Annotated in this window: 15 protein-coding genes; 5 read left to right on the forward strand and 10 right to left on the reverse strand. The window is 43.0% G+C overall.

The genetic code is table 11. The annotated features are described in order from the left end of the window. Positions 1-746 (forward strand): FAD-binding domain-containing protein (locus B879_RS17395; protein ID WP_202949655.1); only part of this gene is annotated, 746 nt, incomplete at its 5' end. A gap of 130 nt (positions 747-876) precedes the next feature. On the opposite strand, the gene B879_RS17400 is transcribed toward B879_RS17395, so the two are convergent. From B879_RS17400 to B879_RS17430, 7 genes are all read right to left on the reverse strand, one after another. After that, positions 877-2079, reverse strand: coding sequence for a hypothetical protein (locus tag B879_RS17400; protein ID WP_009186529.1), 1203 nt, complete (start codon positions 2077-2079; stop codon positions 877-879). 7 nt (positions 2080-2086) lie between these two features. Beyond that, complete coding sequence (locus tag B879_RS17405; RefSeq protein ID WP_009186530.1) at positions 2087-3721, reverse strand: DUF8832 domain-containing protein; 1635 nt, start codon at positions 3719-3721, stop codon at positions 2087-2089. Positions 3722-3834: 113 nt separating this feature from the next. Then, positions 3835-6009 carry an acylase gene (locus tag B879_RS17410; protein ID WP_009186531.1) on the reverse strand — a complete coding sequence of 725 codons (2175 nt, stop codon included), beginning with the start codon at positions 6007-6009 and terminating at the stop codon, positions 3835-3837. Continuing rightward, a complete protein-coding gene (locus B879_RS17415) occupies positions 6006-6869 on the reverse strand; it encodes an alpha/beta hydrolase (RefSeq protein WP_040401037.1) in 864 nt (287 codons plus the stop codon). The genes B879_RS17410 and B879_RS17415 overlap by 4 nt, the downstream gene beginning before the upstream one ends. Before the next feature lie 123 nt (positions 6870-6992). Beyond that, the gene (locus B879_RS17420) at positions 6993-8210 is read right to left on the reverse strand and encodes an ATP-grasp domain-containing protein (RefSeq protein WP_009186533.1); all 1218 of its coding nucleotides are present in this window, start codon (positions 8208-8210) and stop codon (positions 6993-6995) included. Positions 8211-8213: 3 nt separating this feature from the next. Further along, complete coding sequence (locus B879_RS17425) at positions 8214-9638, reverse strand: leucyl aminopeptidase family protein (RefSeq protein WP_009186534.1); 1425 nt, start codon at positions 9636-9638, stop codon at positions 8214-8216. Positions 9639-9741: 103 nt separating this feature from the next. Next, positions 9742-10548, reverse strand: a complete 807-nt coding sequence (locus B879_RS17430; protein ID WP_202949656.1) for a hypothetical protein — start codon at positions 10546-10548, stop codon at positions 9742-9744. Between the two features lie 123 nt (positions 10549-10671). Here B879_RS17430 and B879_RS17435 point away from each other — a divergent pair, with 123 nt between their 5' ends. After that, positions 10672-11544 carry an SDR family oxidoreductase gene (locus B879_RS17435; RefSeq protein WP_009186536.1) on the forward strand — a complete coding sequence of 291 codons (873 nt, stop codon included), beginning with the start codon at positions 10672-10674 and terminating at the stop codon, positions 11542-11544. Between the two features lie 92 nt (positions 11545-11636). Here B879_RS17435 and B879_RS17440 read toward each other — a convergent pair whose 3' ends face one another. The 3 genes from B879_RS17440 to B879_RS17450 all read right to left on the reverse strand — a co-directional run bounded on the left by B879_RS17440 (position 11637) and on the right by B879_RS17450 (position 13685). After that, entirely contained in the window at positions 11637-12158 is a 522-nt protein-coding gene (locus tag B879_RS17440) for a hypothetical protein (protein WP_009186537.1), read from the reverse strand. 76 nt (positions 12159-12234) lie between these two features. Beyond that, positions 12235-13197, reverse strand: coding sequence for a sodium-dependent bicarbonate transport family permease (locus B879_RS17445; protein ID WP_009186538.1), 963 nt, complete (start codon positions 13195-13197; stop codon positions 12235-12237). Then, positions 13194-13685: a hypothetical protein gene (locus B879_RS17450; protein ID WP_083847959.1), complete on the reverse strand. Its 492-nt coding sequence runs from the start codon at positions 13683-13685 to the stop codon at positions 13194-13196. The genes B879_RS17445 and B879_RS17450 overlap by 4 nt, the downstream gene beginning before the upstream one ends. 88 nt (positions 13686-13773) lie before the next feature. On the opposite strand from B879_RS17450, the gene B879_RS17455 reads away from it, so the two are divergent. The 3 genes from B879_RS17455 to B879_RS17465 all read left to right on the forward strand — a co-directional run. Further along, on the forward strand, positions 13774-14700 hold the full coding sequence (locus B879_RS17455; protein WP_009186540.1) for a LysR family transcriptional regulator: 927 nt from the start codon (positions 13774-13776) through the stop codon (positions 14698-14700). 42 nt (positions 14701-14742) lie between these two features. Next, positions 14743-15123 carry an HYC_CC_PP family protein gene (locus B879_RS22895; protein WP_009186541.1) on the forward strand — a complete coding sequence of 127 codons (381 nt, stop codon included), beginning with the start codon at positions 14743-14745 and terminating at the stop codon, positions 15121-15123. A gap of 279 nt (positions 15124-15402) precedes the next feature. Beyond that, a partial coding sequence (locus tag B879_RS17465) for an efflux RND transporter permease subunit (protein WP_040401034.1) occupies positions 15403-16088 on the forward strand: 686 nt, incomplete at its 3' end.

A 16088-nucleotide genomic window follows, 5' to 3' on the forward strand; every position in this document is an offset into this window, starting at 1 on the left:
TCCATGCGGCAGGTATATCAAGCGGCAGAAAAAAGAAAAAGGAGAAATTTCAAGTACGAAATCTGACCAATTTCCAGTCCCGCTTGCGCTGGCACTGCCATTTTATCCAGAAATTTGAGATGGAGTCTCAAATGGAATTCAGGCATGTCAATATAGGTTTTGAAGAACTTGAAAAACCCTTTGATGCAAATAAAGTCAATGCTTGGAAGGAGGCTAGGACAGGCTATCCTTTGGTAGATGCCTGCATGCGTTGTTTACAGGAAACCGGTTACCTGAATTTCCGGATGCGGGCCATGTTGGTTTCTTTTTTGACCCATCACCTTTGGCAGGATTGGAGGACTGGGGTGGATCACTTGGCCCGTTTATTTTTGGATTTTGAACCGGGTATACATTACCCTCAGTTTCAGATGCAGGCAGGGGTTACGGGGATCAATACCGTGCGCATCTACAATCCGGTCAAGCAGTCCCAGGACCATGATCCGGATGGCGTATATATCAAAAAATGGTTGCCCGAATTAAATCTTGTGCCTGCCTCCTTGATCCATGAGCCATGGAATTGGACGGCCATTGAGCAAGACCTATATCAGGTAAAAATCGGAGTTGACTATCCAGCTCCCATTGTGGAATTGGAATCAGCGGGCCGCTATGCCAGGGAAAATATCTGGCAGGCTCAGAAACTGCCCTCAGTACAAAAGGAGGCCAAAAGGATATTGAACAAGCATACGGTACCTAATCGTTGGCCGTGATTTTTGAGAAGCGAGAGGTTAGAGGCGAGAGATGAGAAAGGTAGTTTTATCTTTCAAGGCCGCCCAAAAACTAGAAAAACTTTTGGATTATCTGCAAAACCAATCACCTAATAATTAATCACCTATTCTCCTATCGCTTTACCTGACTCATCCAATGGCCCCAGGCCAGTCCCAGCCTACAGGTTATCAGTCCAATCAATGCTGCTATTCCCAGCCCTTTGATCAGATCCCAGCCCTGACTGATGTAGTTGGGGTGGAAGATGTAGCGGTAAGGGGAATCAGGATTGGCGAAATAGGGGAGGGAATACCTGCCGAAGAACCATCCTCTGCCATATTCTGACATCTGCAATTCCGCAAAGTACCATTGTGCAGGAACGAAGCTGATCACAAAACCAAGGGAAAGTGCAGCTGCTAAAACCCATTTATTGTTATTTTTCCATTTGGCCACCATCAGGTCAATCACCAAAGCAGGAACCACCAAGATAAATGGGAAATGGAAGGGCTGAAACCTTGTGATGTAATTATATACGGGACTCAGTTTAGGTTCTGCCGGGAAAAGGGGCAAAACCCATACCATTCCGGCCATCAATAAGGTGTAGACAATCGCCATTTTGGTAGCCCCCCATTTGTAAGGAGAGGCATAGGCTACAGAAACCATCAGGATCGGAAGCGCAGCCATAGCTACCTGATAGGTTAAGACATGGTGCTGCCTGCTGAGGAAGAAATACTCCGCAAAGAAGGTATAGCCCATTACCAATAGAAAACCTGAACTCAATGCGTAAAGCCAATGAAGATGGGATTTTGCTTTTTCTTGTATATTATTACCCAGCCTGTTTTGTACAGCGATCACAGAAATCAGTGCACCAAATTGGATCACTATCATGCCCAATCCCAGGACGGCATGTGGAGGAGAAAGGATTTTCACATCCAAGCCATAGGTATTATGCCACCAATCATCGAAAGGCGCTGAAGTCAGCATGGCAAAAGCGCCCCAAATGCAGAACATGGCGCCCAGGGAACCGTGGAAGATGCCCCAAAACTTGATGGTTTGTTGTTTTTCTTCCAGGCTTCCCCAAAAACTGGTTTTAAGCACTTTGATACCGGAAAATATACCCGAAATGATGGCTCCCAGGTAAATGGCCAGATGCGGTGGTGAAAACAGACCATCTCTTCCCACACTCATGTGCCATGAAATATCCCATTGCAAGCCTACGGCAATACAAAAAGAAGCGAAAACCGAAGCATAAATAAAGCTTGGTATTACCCTTGTTGATACAGTAGACTCTGTTCTTAAAGCATCTTCTAAGGTTAGGGTACTGAAGTTTGTTTTCATATCAATTTCATTCAACTTCTACATCAAAAGCACCATTGACAATTTTTCCGTCAATTTTAACTTGTATCCAAATTCGGTAATTCCCTTTTTCCGGGAAAGCATAGGGGAAACTCACCATGCTGTGTTCTTCGTGCTCAGGGTCCTCCCAATTGTAGTGCACCATGTCTCCCATCAAAAGGCTGTCTCTTTCCGCATCGGGCAGGGCATCCAGAAAGGCTACCACCTGATCGATACTGTCCTGAAAGCTCAGACTTTGAGGGATATCTGTGAATCCAATTTTTCCGGATTTAAATCTATCCAAAAGCATTTGCTGAGAACCCATAGAATAATTTCCTGTGGGATGCAAATGGATATAAACCGATCCATCATGCTTCAATACCACTGCATGCCCCATCATGCCCAAGTAAGGTTCCAGGTTAGCAGGCTCATCACTGGGGTCAAATAGGGCAAAATCCAAATTATACAATTTTCCTGCTTCAAATTTCCCGGTTTCAGTTTCCCAAACTGCCGAATATCCTCCCGGAAGATCGGTTTTTATGCCGGGCTTTCCACAGATCATGATGTCTCCATCCAGCGTGATCAGTTTGTTGGAAACAGGATTGGAGAAAGTATAAGTATCGTCTCGTCCCAAAACAACTGCTTCATCGGAAACCAATCTGAAATTGCTGGACTCCGGTATGTTAAGCTCAGAAACGATGGTTTCCGCAAAGCCGGTATAGCGTGTGATATCGGCAAAAACATGGTAGTCCCCAGAAGGAAGTGGAGGTAGTTTGACCCTGAAGTTCAAGGTGTCTAATCGCTCAGGATGCAGGTGGGCAAATACGTCCAAGTCTCCTTTTCGTATCAAAAAGAGGTGCATGAGTTTGCCATGGTCAGGAACAATAAAGCTTATTTTCCGGGTGACCCTTCCTTGTGTACTCTTGAGCGGATCCACCGCAAGATGCATGTAATTTCCGTCAGGATTGCTTTTAAAAGTGGAAGTCCCACTGAGTGGTTCAAACATGTAATCTCTGTATTGTTTTGACTCAGCATCCCACCAGGATTTACCACCCCAAAGAATCAATAGCATTACGACGGTGCCTACCATCATGCCTAGCTTTTTTCTTTTCTGGCTTTTTGCAGTACGTTCCATTCCAGGTTCTCGGATGGAATCACTCATGGCTGAAGCTACAATAGTCACCATCAATACCACTAAAAGTATACCCAAAAGTGCAAGAACGATCCCTAATTCCATAGGCATTTCTTTTTGTGCTGTAGGCACAGCCATCACGGGAATGATGGTCTCAAAGGTTTCCTCTCCCTGCTGCATGATCAATTGCACACTGGAGGTACCTGATTCCATAAACCAAAGTTCTCCTTCATATTTCCCCAATTCCCCTGCGACAGGGTATAATGGGTCTGCTTTGGGGGTTCCCTTCAATCCTGCGGACCAGTATACGGGTCTTGCTTCCATAGTCAGACCTTCAGGATTCTCTGGAATGATCACGGTGACCATGGCTGTTCCTGGAACTACATCCGGGGGATTGATATTGGCCAAAACCCTATAGGGGCCTAACAACCCTTCAAAAATTACCCCAGGACTCCCTACATGGCTGCTGAAGAGGACAAGTATTAGAATTGGAATCAGTATTTTCTTGAGCATGGTTTAATTTAATCTGATTTCCTAAGTAAATGAAAAACAGTTCGCTACCCAATTTAATAAAAAATGAGCGAAAACCATTTTCGCCCATATTTTTGATCGATAATTTCCGGGATTTATTTTTTCTTTCCCGGCTGATACCTGATCCGCGCATTTTTTATCACATCTTCTTTGTAGTAATTCACTTCTTTGAACTCCCCATTGGCATATTTTTCGGCCTGGTCTACAAAGTGCGGGGAGAAAGGGTTTCCGCTCTGACCACCCGCCAAGATGCTTTTGGCCTTCACCTTATCTCCAAATTCCACTACAGCCACAAAGCTATTGCCTACAGTACCATACCACTTTTTGGTATTGGGATATGCCCTGCTGCCATAAGCGGCCAAGGAACCCCAAAGAGAAGAATTGTATCCCACAGGAAGGCTGGGAAGCTCATCAAAGAATTTGCCCTGGATTTCATTGGTTACCCTTTGAAAGCGGTTGATCTCACCCCAAGGGGTATTCCAGCTGCCAAAATCCTTATTTAGTTTGTTGATCGCTTTTTCAAAGGCTTCCAGTTTCATGGCATCACTGGTTTCTTCGGCAAGGAAATCAAAAATATAGCGGTCCCAAGGCCTGTCCAGTTCCCTTGCATCTGCCATCAACTGTCCACCCCAGAAAACAGCCAAACTGGTCCCTACCGAGCCGGTACCTGTTTTCAGGTCCCATTCACTCAAGGTCTCCAAGGGCTCTTTCAGGCTTGCCTTTTTGGGATCTGTTGAAGGTAGTGCGTCATAGGCTTTTTGTATTGCTGGAATCAATGGCTTAAAGGCCATTAGGGTGGGTTCATAAGCAGCAGCGATCAGTGATTCGAGGGTGAAGCCCTTTTGTCCCGTAAGGACCCTGACGGCATTCAGCCCCCTGGCATTCTCCAAGTCCCAGGCCATATAGGCAGGGTAGTTCTCTCTTTTAGGACTGTAGGGGCCTGCTGCTGTATAAGGGGTAGAATTGCAGTTTTGTATCCAACCGTTTTCAGGATTCTCAATATAGATCATCTCCTCTACCTCATGCAGGCCTTTCCAATCTGTGGCGGGATTGCTTCCGTCTACGACATTCCTCCAATCAAACTGAGGGTCTCTAATGGGAATAAAGTTGCCATGGTAATACACTATATTCCCGTCCCGGTCTGCATAAACGGTATTGTTTGATGAATTGGTCTTCAAATCCATGGTGGCCTTGAACTCCTGATGGTTCTTGGTTTTGGTTCTGCTGTAAGACTGGGTCAAAGCTTTTACCCTTTCGACCATCAAGGAAATGGCCACCCATTTTCCGTCTTCTTCTCTTATCACAGGCCCATGATGGCTGTAAAAGGCGGTAATTTCCCTTTCCACTAATTCATCACCTTCTTTGTATTTTAGGCTTATGTTTTTTGCTGTTAAGGGCCTCCATTCCTCTCCAAAAAGGTAGTGATATTGGCCATTCCTTTGTTCTACTTTCAGGGCAAAGTGGTCAATGGCATCAGCCCGGCTGGAGGTATGCATCCAGCCATTGTACTCATTGAAGCCCTGATAGATGAAAAATTGCCCCCAGGTCACTGCCCCATAAGCATTGAGCCCCTCTTCGCTGACCATATGTACCTCAGGCCTGAAGTAAAAGGAAGTATGGGGATTGATCAGTAAGAGCGCATTTCCGGATTGACTTAACTTTGGAGCAATGGCAAAACCGTTGGAGCCTCTGGGTTCTTCCATCCAGTCTCTTTCCTGAAGGACCAGGTTGGAATGGAAATCCTTGTCGTAGAAAGCCTTCAACTGATTGACAGAGATCGTTTCAATATCCCCACCAATGCTTCCTTCGCTAAATGTCAAAGCCATCCATGGTTCAAATTTCGTAAGCAGTTTGGGCTGAACTTCCGGATGGCTGTGTAGGAAATAGTTGATGCCATCAGCCCAGGCATCCATCAGGTCTTTCAACCAAGCGGGGGAGTTTTCATATTCTTTTTTGACTACATCCTCGTCAATATACAGCCTCATACGAAAGTCAGTATAAAGCTTTGAAATGCCTTCCACTTCTGCCATCCGTCCCATCGCGTTGATGTAATTCACTTCTACCCGGTTGAAATCATCTTCACACTGGGCGTAAATCATACCAAAGACTGCATCGGCATCTGTTTTCCCGTAAATATGTGGAACACCCCAGGCATCTCTGAATATTTCAATCTGGGAAGCCCTGTTTTGCCATCGCTGAAGCTCAGTTTGGGCATGGGCAAAAGCAGAGAGGATAAGGAAAAGCCAAATCAAAGTTAATTTCTTGGTCATTTTTGGGTTTGTTTATGTTTTTTAAAAACATTGTCAATAAAAAGCATGTGGAAAGGTAAGGCCTCCGTCCAGTAATCCCAAGTATGGGCACCTGGTCGCTCTGTGTATTCATGAGGGGTATTATTTTGGAGGAGAAGTTCGTGGATCTGTCTATTCGTAGCAATCAGGAAATCATCTACACCACAATCGAAAAGCAGGGCGATGCCATTTTTCTTCATCCTGTCCACCAAACCTACAGCAGTGTACTCGCTGAAGGGGTGCTGGTATTGAATTTCACCCAACATGGCTTTTTGAGCTTCTTTTCTCAATTTTCTAAATTCATCATTGACTGTCCAAAGGTCTGTGTCAATGTTCATCACGCCGCTCATGCTTCCGGCAGCGATAAACATATGAGGGTTTTTTGCGCTCAGCATCATCGCACCATGTCCGCCCATAGATAGACCTGTAATGGCCCTTGCTTCTCTTTGTGAGTAGGTCCTGTAGTTTTGGTCTATAAAGGGAATAAGCTCTTTAATGAAGTAAGTTTCATATTTAACCGTATCCATCAAAGGGCTGTCGTAATAATAGGAGGCAGGGCCTACTCCAGGGGTAATGATCAGCACTTGGTACTGATTGGCCAGGTCAATCAATAAGTTTTCTTTGGTTACCTTTTGGTGCCAGTCAGAAAAACTTCCCGAACCTCCATGCAAAAGGTATATGGAGGGATATTTTTGAGCAGTATTGGAATAAGTGGAGGGCTTGACCACGGCAGCTCGAAGCGTTTTTTGCATGACCGGGCTGAAGACTTCAATGGTATCCACTTGGGCTATGGATGGAAAGTTAAAGCCAAGTAGAAAGATGACAATCAATATTCTTTTCATATTATTTTCCGGATTCATGGTAAAAGTATCTATTAAATCCTCCTGAAAAACCTAAAATTTGCGAACGGTAAATATTGAGGGTAAAAACGAAAAAGGGATGAACAAACATCCCTTTTTCAATCGTTAATGAAATTTCTTCAATTTTTCCTGTTCGGCAACGGTAGAGAATCCATCACTCAATCTTGCCGCGTAATTGTCAAGTAACTCCAGTATCCTTTCCTGTTTTTTTGATTTGACGATCAGGCCTGCGTGATACTCCAGTGGTACCCTGAAGCACACTTCTGAATCATCAAAGGATGACAGGTCAGGATGTTCAAATTTGGACAGCGTCAGAACGATACCGGCATAACCTTTAGTCACTTTTGGTAGTTTGTATTCCTTGCCTTTGGAGATGGCATCTTCTATTTTAGCCCATTCCGTCCATAAGTTGACCCCAGTGGCACCTTCTACCATTTCTGCCAAATGGGCACCTCCCACCCTAGAGGAGGTTTCCAGAAAATATATCTGACCATCCTCTTTGCCTTTGATGAATTCAGTATGTGCTGCCCCATTTTTCATACCAAAAGCTTTCATTACTTTTTTGTTGGCTTCTTTCAAAGCCTTATCATCTTCAGTGCCGTAAGTGATATTGGCACTTCTGAAAATACCACCACCTTGGGAGATTTCCATGGGCGTAGCCAAATAACGGGATACGGTACAAAAGATACTTTTGCCATCCAAATTCAAACTGTCCGCATGGTACACATCTCCTGGCCTGAACTGCTCCACCAAATATTTGATGCGGTTATCGCCTAGCTCATGGATATTTTGCCAAAGGCTGTCTTTGTCATACACTTTGATTATTCCATGGGCAGAAGCTTCTGAGCGGGGTTTGAGTACCCAAGGTGCTGGAACAGTATCCGCAAAGTGATTGATCTCTTCGTCATTGAAAAGAGCTGAAAATGCAGGAACCAATACGCCTGCATCATGGGCACGCATGCGCATGGCCAATTTGTCCCGGAAATACCTGCCTGTGGTCTGTCCCATACCTGGAATTCTAAGGTTTTCTCTTAGGTAGGTGGCTTTTTCTACATCATAATCGTCCAAAGCTACAATGGCGTCAATTTTGGTATGCTTCATGATACCGGCAACACCTGCCAGTAATTTATCCATGTCCCAATCCAGGTCCTGCCCGGGCATGTAATAGATTTCATCCAGGTACTCGTGAGGCCAATTGCTATCCCGTAGCTTTTCTGTAGTCACCAAAAAAACCGTATTGCCTGCTTTTTTCAAGGCTATCAAAAAGGCATTTCCTTTGAAGTAGTTCGAAATGCATAAAAATGTTTTATTTTCTTTGCCCATAGCTTAAAGATTTTCCATGAATTTAAGTAATAAATGCACACCAAAAGCTGTCCCATGCTTGGTTTTTGCAAACTCAGAGTCCCCAAAAGCTGTCCCTGCTATATCCACATGAGCCCATGATGCATGTCCATCTGTGAAATACTCCAAAAATTTAGCGGCTGTTATGGCTCCTGCATAAGGCTTGCCATGGTAGTTTTTGATATCGGCAATTTCAGAGTCCATCTCCGATTTGTATAAATCCCACATAGGAAGTGGCCAAATACGCTCTCCTACAGCATCACCACTTTTCCTTAATTTTTGGATCAATTCCTCATTCTGAGAAAATAAAGCGGCACATTCATAACCGAAAGTACCTACTGCACTTCCGGTCAGTGTTGCGAAATCCACAATGTGCTCAGGCCTGTAGTTTTTGACCAAATAACTGAGTGCATCTGCCAGGATCAACCTGCCTTCTGCGTCGGTATCAATGACTTCAATGGTTTTTCCACTGTGACTTTGAATGACATCTGAGGGCAGGTAAGCCTGTTTGTCAATGGCGTTTTCGACGCAGGGAACTATGGCTGTCACCTGAACCTGAAGACCAAGGTCGGCAATGAGCTGCATAGCTCCCAGAACAGTGGCAGCCCCCCCCATATCACATTTCATATGGACCATGCCTTGGGTTTTGATGTTCAGTCCCCCAGTATCAAAAGTCACCCCTTTTCCTACCAGTCCAACGTGTTTTAGGGCCTGCTTGGGCCGATATTCCATGACTATAAATTGTGGTTCTTTTTGACTGCCCTGTCCTACAGCCAAAAAAGCATGTAGTTTTTCCTTTTCTGCTTTTTTTCTACCGAAGACCTTAACTTCCATGCCTAAGGATTTTCCGGTAGATTGGGCCCATTCCGCGAGGTATTGTGGTGTGACCGTATTCGGAGGAAGGTCCACCAACTTGAAAGTCTCCATTTGTGCTGCAGCAATTTTTTCAGCGCGGCGGACAATTTCTTCTGCTTTTGGAATGGAGGAGGAAACACCCAATTTTACTTTCTCCCAATCTTTTTGGGTTTTTTCAAGACTTTTGAAGTGACCCAGCCTGTAAGTTCCCAGTAAGAGACCTGAAACTGCTGCTTCCATCGCTTGCTCGCCGAAATCTTCGGAAAGGACCAATAGGACATGTTCTTTGAATAGCTTTTCCTGCTTTGCAGTGAGCCTTCGAAATGCATTTTTGATTGACTTATAATCCGGGTCTTTTCCAAGACCAATGAAAAGAAATACCTGGTTTTCTTCTGTCCTTTCGATCAAAAACTGGCTATCTTTTACACCGGAAAACAACTCACTGCTTACCTGTGCTCTTGGAAACTCACTTCTCGATTGTATTGCATTTTCGTTTTCCAAAAAAGGTAGAATAATCAATCCATTAAAATGATCCACTTGGGTTGTCAATTGCATATTTTTGGTTTAAAAAAGGTTTTCAACGATATTTTTCAAAAATATAAGAATAAAAGCCCTCCCAAGCTGACTTATGTTAAAAAAATACTTTTAACCCATAGGCCTACTGTTCAAAAATCACTTGTCTGCCATCACTTAAATTGATGACGGCCTTATTGCTGCAATCTGTTGAAGACTCATAGTTCAGGTTATGTGCGGTGGCCATGGTCGCCGTCCTAAAAATTTGCCAGGTTTCAGATCCGGCAAATGGAAGGTGTTGGCCCGAACGAATGCAGGCAATGCTATATTTTTTTGGACTTACAGGTGTCATTTGAAGTGGTCTGCCGGTAATGTTTCTGCCATTAAGCCTTCCTGTGACTTCAAATGCTGTCACTGTACCATTTTCAAAGCTGATGGTAAAATCATAATCGCCGCTTATCCGGGAAGAAGAACCGAAGGAATCCAAAATCAGTAGGTCTGAAAACTGTTCACTTCTTCGGTTAAGGTTCAGCAATTGACGAAATTCACGTGTTCCTTCTATTCGAAAATTCTTTACCTGATAATCTTCATAGGTCATTCGGGTAGTCCTTTCAAAGGTTCCTGTTTGCAAAAATTGCAGGTGTATCTTCCCCTTTCGCTCAACGCTAAAAGTTGAAGGACACTCCCTTTCTACATCAAAGTCTAGGGTGACCATTCTTTCAGCTTCATTGATTTGTATGTCAGGGCAGCCTGGAAGTGAGAGGGTATCAGCATTCCTGTAAGATTCCAGATTTTGTAAAGCAAGAAAATAGGACTCCTCCAAGGCCAAGGAAATCCTGAAAACCTCCCTGCCCTCTACTTGTAGGTCAGTAGTGATATCCCTGTCTATATCTGGATTGCAGGAGATTAATGCAATAATTGAAATCAATATAATTGGTCTTGAAAACATCATGTTAAATTGTCCGTAAATCTATACGCTTTCATTGACAAATAAAATGATGCCAAAATACAGATTCCCGGCTTTTTTTTACTTGTTGGATTCTCTATATTCAAAAATCTATAAACTCAGAAGCATATGACACATACCGAAGGAATGCTCCGTGATGGGGCGTTGGAAGGAAAAACCATATTGGTAACCGGTGGAGGGACCGGGCTAGGAAAGTCCATGGGGCTATATTTTTTAAAGTTGGGGGCTCAATTGGTGATCACCAGCAGAAAATTGGATGTTTTGGAAAAAACAGCCAAGGAAATGGAAAGTGAAACAGGGGGAAAGGTGCTCCCTTTGGCCTGTGATGTGAGGGATATAGAACAGGTCGAAAAAATGTGGACCGATGCTGTTTCCCATTATGGGAAGGTGGATGTGGTTTTAAACAATGCTGCAGGAAATTTTATAAGTCCAACAGAAAGGCTATCTACCAATGCCTTCAATACGGTTTTGGATATTGTGCTGAAAGGTACTGCCAATGTGACCATGACTGCGGGCAAACATTGGATCAATGAAAAGCAGGCGGGGACATTCCTAAATATTGTGACCACTTATGCATGGACTGGCTCAGGTTTTGTCGTTCCCAGTGCAGCCGCCAAAGCTGGTGTTCTGGCCATGACCCGTTCATTGGCTGTTGAGTGGGCAAAATATAAAATCCGATCCAATGCCATTGCTCCTGGGCCATTTCCTACAGAAGGTGCTTGGAGCCGTTTGTTGCCAGGGGATTTGGTAAAGAAGTTTGATCCAGCTAAAAAAGTGCCGGTGGGGAGGGTCGGCGAGCATCAGGAATTGGCCAATTTGGCTGCTTATTTGGTTTCCGACTTTTCATCCTATGTCAACGGTGAGGTCATCACCATAGATGGAGGGGAATGGCTAATGGGAGCCGGTGAATTCAATAACCTGGACATGATTCCCCAAGAAATGTGGGATATGATGGAGGCTTCAAGGGGAAAAAAGGCATGAGCCCCAAAGTGATTTGGGGCTATTTCAAGGCCAAATGGAAAATAAGAAACCTATAAAAAACCTCTTCTCCCAATCAATGGGGGAGAGGTTTTTTATTTTTTATCTTCTTTGAAAACGGGAGCCTTTTTAAAAGGCAGAATGAGTGTGCCATCCCAGTTTTCCAAAACTTTTCCTACATTCCTTTCATCAATGGAAGTAGTCTCAATAAAATACCAACGATCCGCCCCTGATTCTGAGACCGCGATCAGATTGGTTTCACTGATCAATTGTCCTCCCGGAACTTTACTGGTGGTGACTACCGGAACCAAGGCATGAATTTCTCCATTGGAGCGGGTGTGCTGAATGGATTCTTTGACCCTAAAATCCTGTAATTTAATGCCTTTGTTTTGTTGGTTTTGGTGGATCAATTGCAGGGTCTTTTTCATGTTTTCACGTCCGCCTGCCTGTTCTATCAGACCAGGGTGCGTGAAATTGAGAATGGACTCTACATCAGCATTGATCTGTGCACGGGCATAAGCATGGGCAGCGTCTACGATACTGGATTCAATTTGAGCTTTTGAGATGGAAAAGAAAGAAAAAAAGCAAATGACAGATAATAGTAATTTGTTTGCCATATAAGTTAACGTAATTAATAATTCAGCCCCTAATCTACTATCAATTTCTATTTTCAAAACCCAATTTGAAGAAAAATTATAGGCTTGATGCTATCCAATAATACACAGGAAAACCGAGGGTGATATTGAAAGGGAAGGTAACTGCCAGAGCCATAGGGAGGAATATGCCCGGATTGGCTTTGGGTACGGCAATTTTCATAGCTGCCGGAACAGCGATGTAAGAAGCTGAAGCTGCTAGGATGGCAAACATGAACCTGTCGCCGGCACTATCAGTGATCCATTGGGATATAAAGGCTACTACTGCACCATTGATCAGGGGAATTAGGATGGCAAAAATCGCTGTAAACTTCCCAGAATCCAGAAAGTCCTTTAATTTTTTACCACTGGTGATACCCATATCCAATAAGAAGATGGCCAAAAATCCTTTAAAAATATCTGTTGTGAAAGGTTCAATTCCCCTAGCTTCTTCTTCTGATGCCAGCAGGCCAATGATCAGACTTCCCAAGATCAACAGTACTGAACCATTGGTAAATGCATGATTGACAACTTTTCTTAATTTCATTTGAGGGCCATTGTCCTGGCCGAAAATTTTGATCAACAGCACGCCCAATATAATGGCCGGAGCTTCCATCAATGCCATGATGGCTACCATGTATCCATTGAAATGTTGGTGTTGAATCTCTAAGAAAGACACCGCTGTAACAAAGGTAACTGCAGAAACTGACCCATAAGCAGCGGCAATTGCCCCCGCATTTTCAACACTGAAACGTTTTTTTAAGATGAAAAAGGTATACAATGGAATCGCACTGGCCACCGCAATACCAAACAAAACAGCCCAAATGATTCCCATATTGAATTCACTGTGGGCCAGTTCTTGTCCACCTTTAAAACCAATAGCAAAAAGGAGGTAAAGAGAAATGAATTTGGAGGAGTTGTTAGGAATCTCCAGATCGCTTTTTAGGCGAACTGCCAGAATACCTAAAACAAAAAATAAAAAAGCCGGGTTGGTGAAGTTGTCGAGTAATAAATGGTAGTTCATAGGGCCTGTGTGGCTAAATTGATATTGAACTCAATGGATTTTTCTTTTCGCACCTGAGTCAACATGCCTTTTAAATGAAGCTGGTCGCCATAAATTGATTCAAGAAAATACATTTCTTTGGACAAAGTAAAGGAAATCTCCTCCAAGTATGCAAGATAAAGTGCAGCTACTTTGGAAGAAAATTTTGTTTCTTTTTGAATTTCCGTGAAATTTTTCCGGAATATATGCTTTAAAAAATCTTTTTGAGGGAAATCCAAATCGTTTTTTTGGGAGATGATTTCTTGAAAAAAAATGCAGTCTAAATCAATTGTAAAAATCAATTCGTCAAAGTTGCCCGTTTGCAGTAATTCTTCTATCATGGCTAGGTCTTCTTCGGGCTGTATCAGACCGGCATGCCGCTCTAAAAAATAATGGTTATTTCCAAACCTTTGCTCCAAGAAGGATTTGACAGGCAAAAATGAACAACAAACAAATATTTTTCTTTTCATGTCTCAGAATTGAAACTTTTCACAAAGTTCTTCAGTATATACTATATATTTTTATTTATATTTATAATAAGATCCATAAAATATATTTATGAATTATACCTTACATCAACTTCAGGTGTTTTTGAAGATTACCCAAACACAGAGCATTACCAAAGCTGCTGAAGAATTGCATCTTACCCAGCCCGCAGTATCTATCCAATTGAGAAATTTTCAGGATCAATTTGATATTCCTTTGACAGAAGTAGTAGGGAGGAGGTTGTATATCACAGACTTCGGAAAAGAAATTGCAGAAGCTGCAGAGAGAATTGTCGAGCAGGTAAGTGCCATTAATTATAAAACAGCTGCCTACAAAGGACAATTGACGGGTAAATTGAAGATTTCCGTAGTATCTACAGGCAAATATGTGATGCCGTATTTTCTGGCAGGCTTCATAAAAGAACATCCGGGGATCGAATTGAAGCTAGATGTGACCAATAAGGCTATGGTTATAAATAGTTTGGATGAAAATGAGATTGATTTTGCCTTGGTGTCTATTTTGCCGGAAGCCATGCAGGTAGAAAGTATTCCTTTGATGGAAAACAAGCTCTATTTGGTGGCCAATAAAGAATTTGAGGTTGACCAAAAGGTATACAGTAAAAAATTCTTTGAAGATATAGCCCTTATTTATAGAGAACAGGGTTCAGGAACAAGGTTGACTATGGAGAGGTACCTGAGGGATAATGGTATTCCTGTCAGGAAAAAGATGGAGCTCACTTCCAATGAAGCGGTAAAGCAGGCGGTTATTGCCGGATTAGGTTATTCGGTAATGCCTTTGATCGGGATAAAAAATGAAATTCAGGATGGAGACCTTAAGATTGTTCCCGTAGAAGATTTTCCAATCGTTACTACTTGGAACTTGATTTACATGAAGAATAAACGTTTTTCACCTGTAGCAGAGGCCTTTTTGGACTATTTAAAACAAGAAAAGGGAAATATTATCAAGGAGCGCTTTAACTGGTTTAAGGATATGCATTAAAATATTCATAACTTTCGTAACTTTGATGCGTAAACATTTCCCGTGAAGTCATTTATCAAAATAGCGCTACTCGTTTTTTATGTGTTTTTTAACGCAGGTTTGAGCTATTCCATGCATTTTTGTGGAGATGATTTTCAGCATATTAATGTCTTCACAGAGTATAAGACCTGTTGCGAGTCCAATACACCCATGCCAGGTTGTTGCGATGATGTTTCCAACCTGGAATTGCCTAATTCGGATCAACAGTTGTCCGACGTATTAATCGTGCAATCTCAGTTTGCCGAGTTGCTTAACGCTGAGTTTACCTTTGAATTACCTGTCATTTTTGCTGCTATAGAAGAGAAAACAGTCTTTGCTGATTGCTCTCCGCACATATTCCACAATACCCCTATTTATATTTTTTGTCAGGTATTCCTGATTTGATTTTTCTCCCTATTTAAAAAGGGATTGCCGCTAAGGCACAAAGATTCAATTTGCTTTCTTGTAATTTGTAGATCCAATTTGAAGATCTGTCAGGTTTTCAAAACCTAAAAGGTCTAACTACAGCCTTTCCCGCGATTTCCCCCCTTTATCCAAGCAAAGTTTTGTATTGGGAACTGGTATCTACCAATATCCAATCTGCCACAGGCGGACAAGTATCCACCAATATCTGTCTCCATCACTCAGAAAAGTTGCAGATGAATTAAGCTAAATTCAGAATTTATGTTAAATAATATCATCAAATTTTTCCTCGAAAATAAACTGGTCACAGTAATCCTCCTTTTCTTGGTCATAGGCTGGGGGATTGTGACGGCTCCATTCAACTGGGATACAGGTTTTCTTCCCAATGACCCAGTTCCGGTAGATGCCATTCCTGATATTGGTGAAAACCAACAGATTGTCTTCACCGACTGGATGGGACGCTCCCCTCAGGATGTGGAGGATCAGATCACCTATCCCCTGACAACATCCCTTTTGGGAATGCCTGGGGTAAAATCTATCCGAAGCACCTCTATGTTCGGCTTCTCTTCTATCTATATCATTTTTGAAGATGATGTGGAATTCTATTGGAGCCGATCGCGAATTTTGGAAAAACTCAATTCCCTTCCAGCGGGCCTGCTACCTGAAGGGGTGCAGCCCAAACTTGGTCCTGATGCTACAGGCCTAGGTCAGGTGTATTTCTATACCTTGGAAGGCAGGGATGAAAATGGGAACCCAGCTGGTGGTTGGGATTTACATGAGCTAAGGAGCATTCAGGATTACTACGTGCGTTATGGCTTGGCAGGAGCTGAAGGCGTGGCCGAAGTGGCCAGTATAGGTGGTCACGTGAAGGAATATCAGGTGGACTTGGATCCTGTAGCCATGAAAGCACACAATGTCTCCATGATGCAGGTGATGAATGCTATCAA

It is taken from the genome of Cecembia lonarensis LW9 (genome assembly GCF_000298295.1).
Classification (GTDB): domain Bacteria; phylum Bacteroidota; class Bacteroidia; order Cytophagales; family Cyclobacteriaceae; genus Cecembia; species Cecembia lonarensis.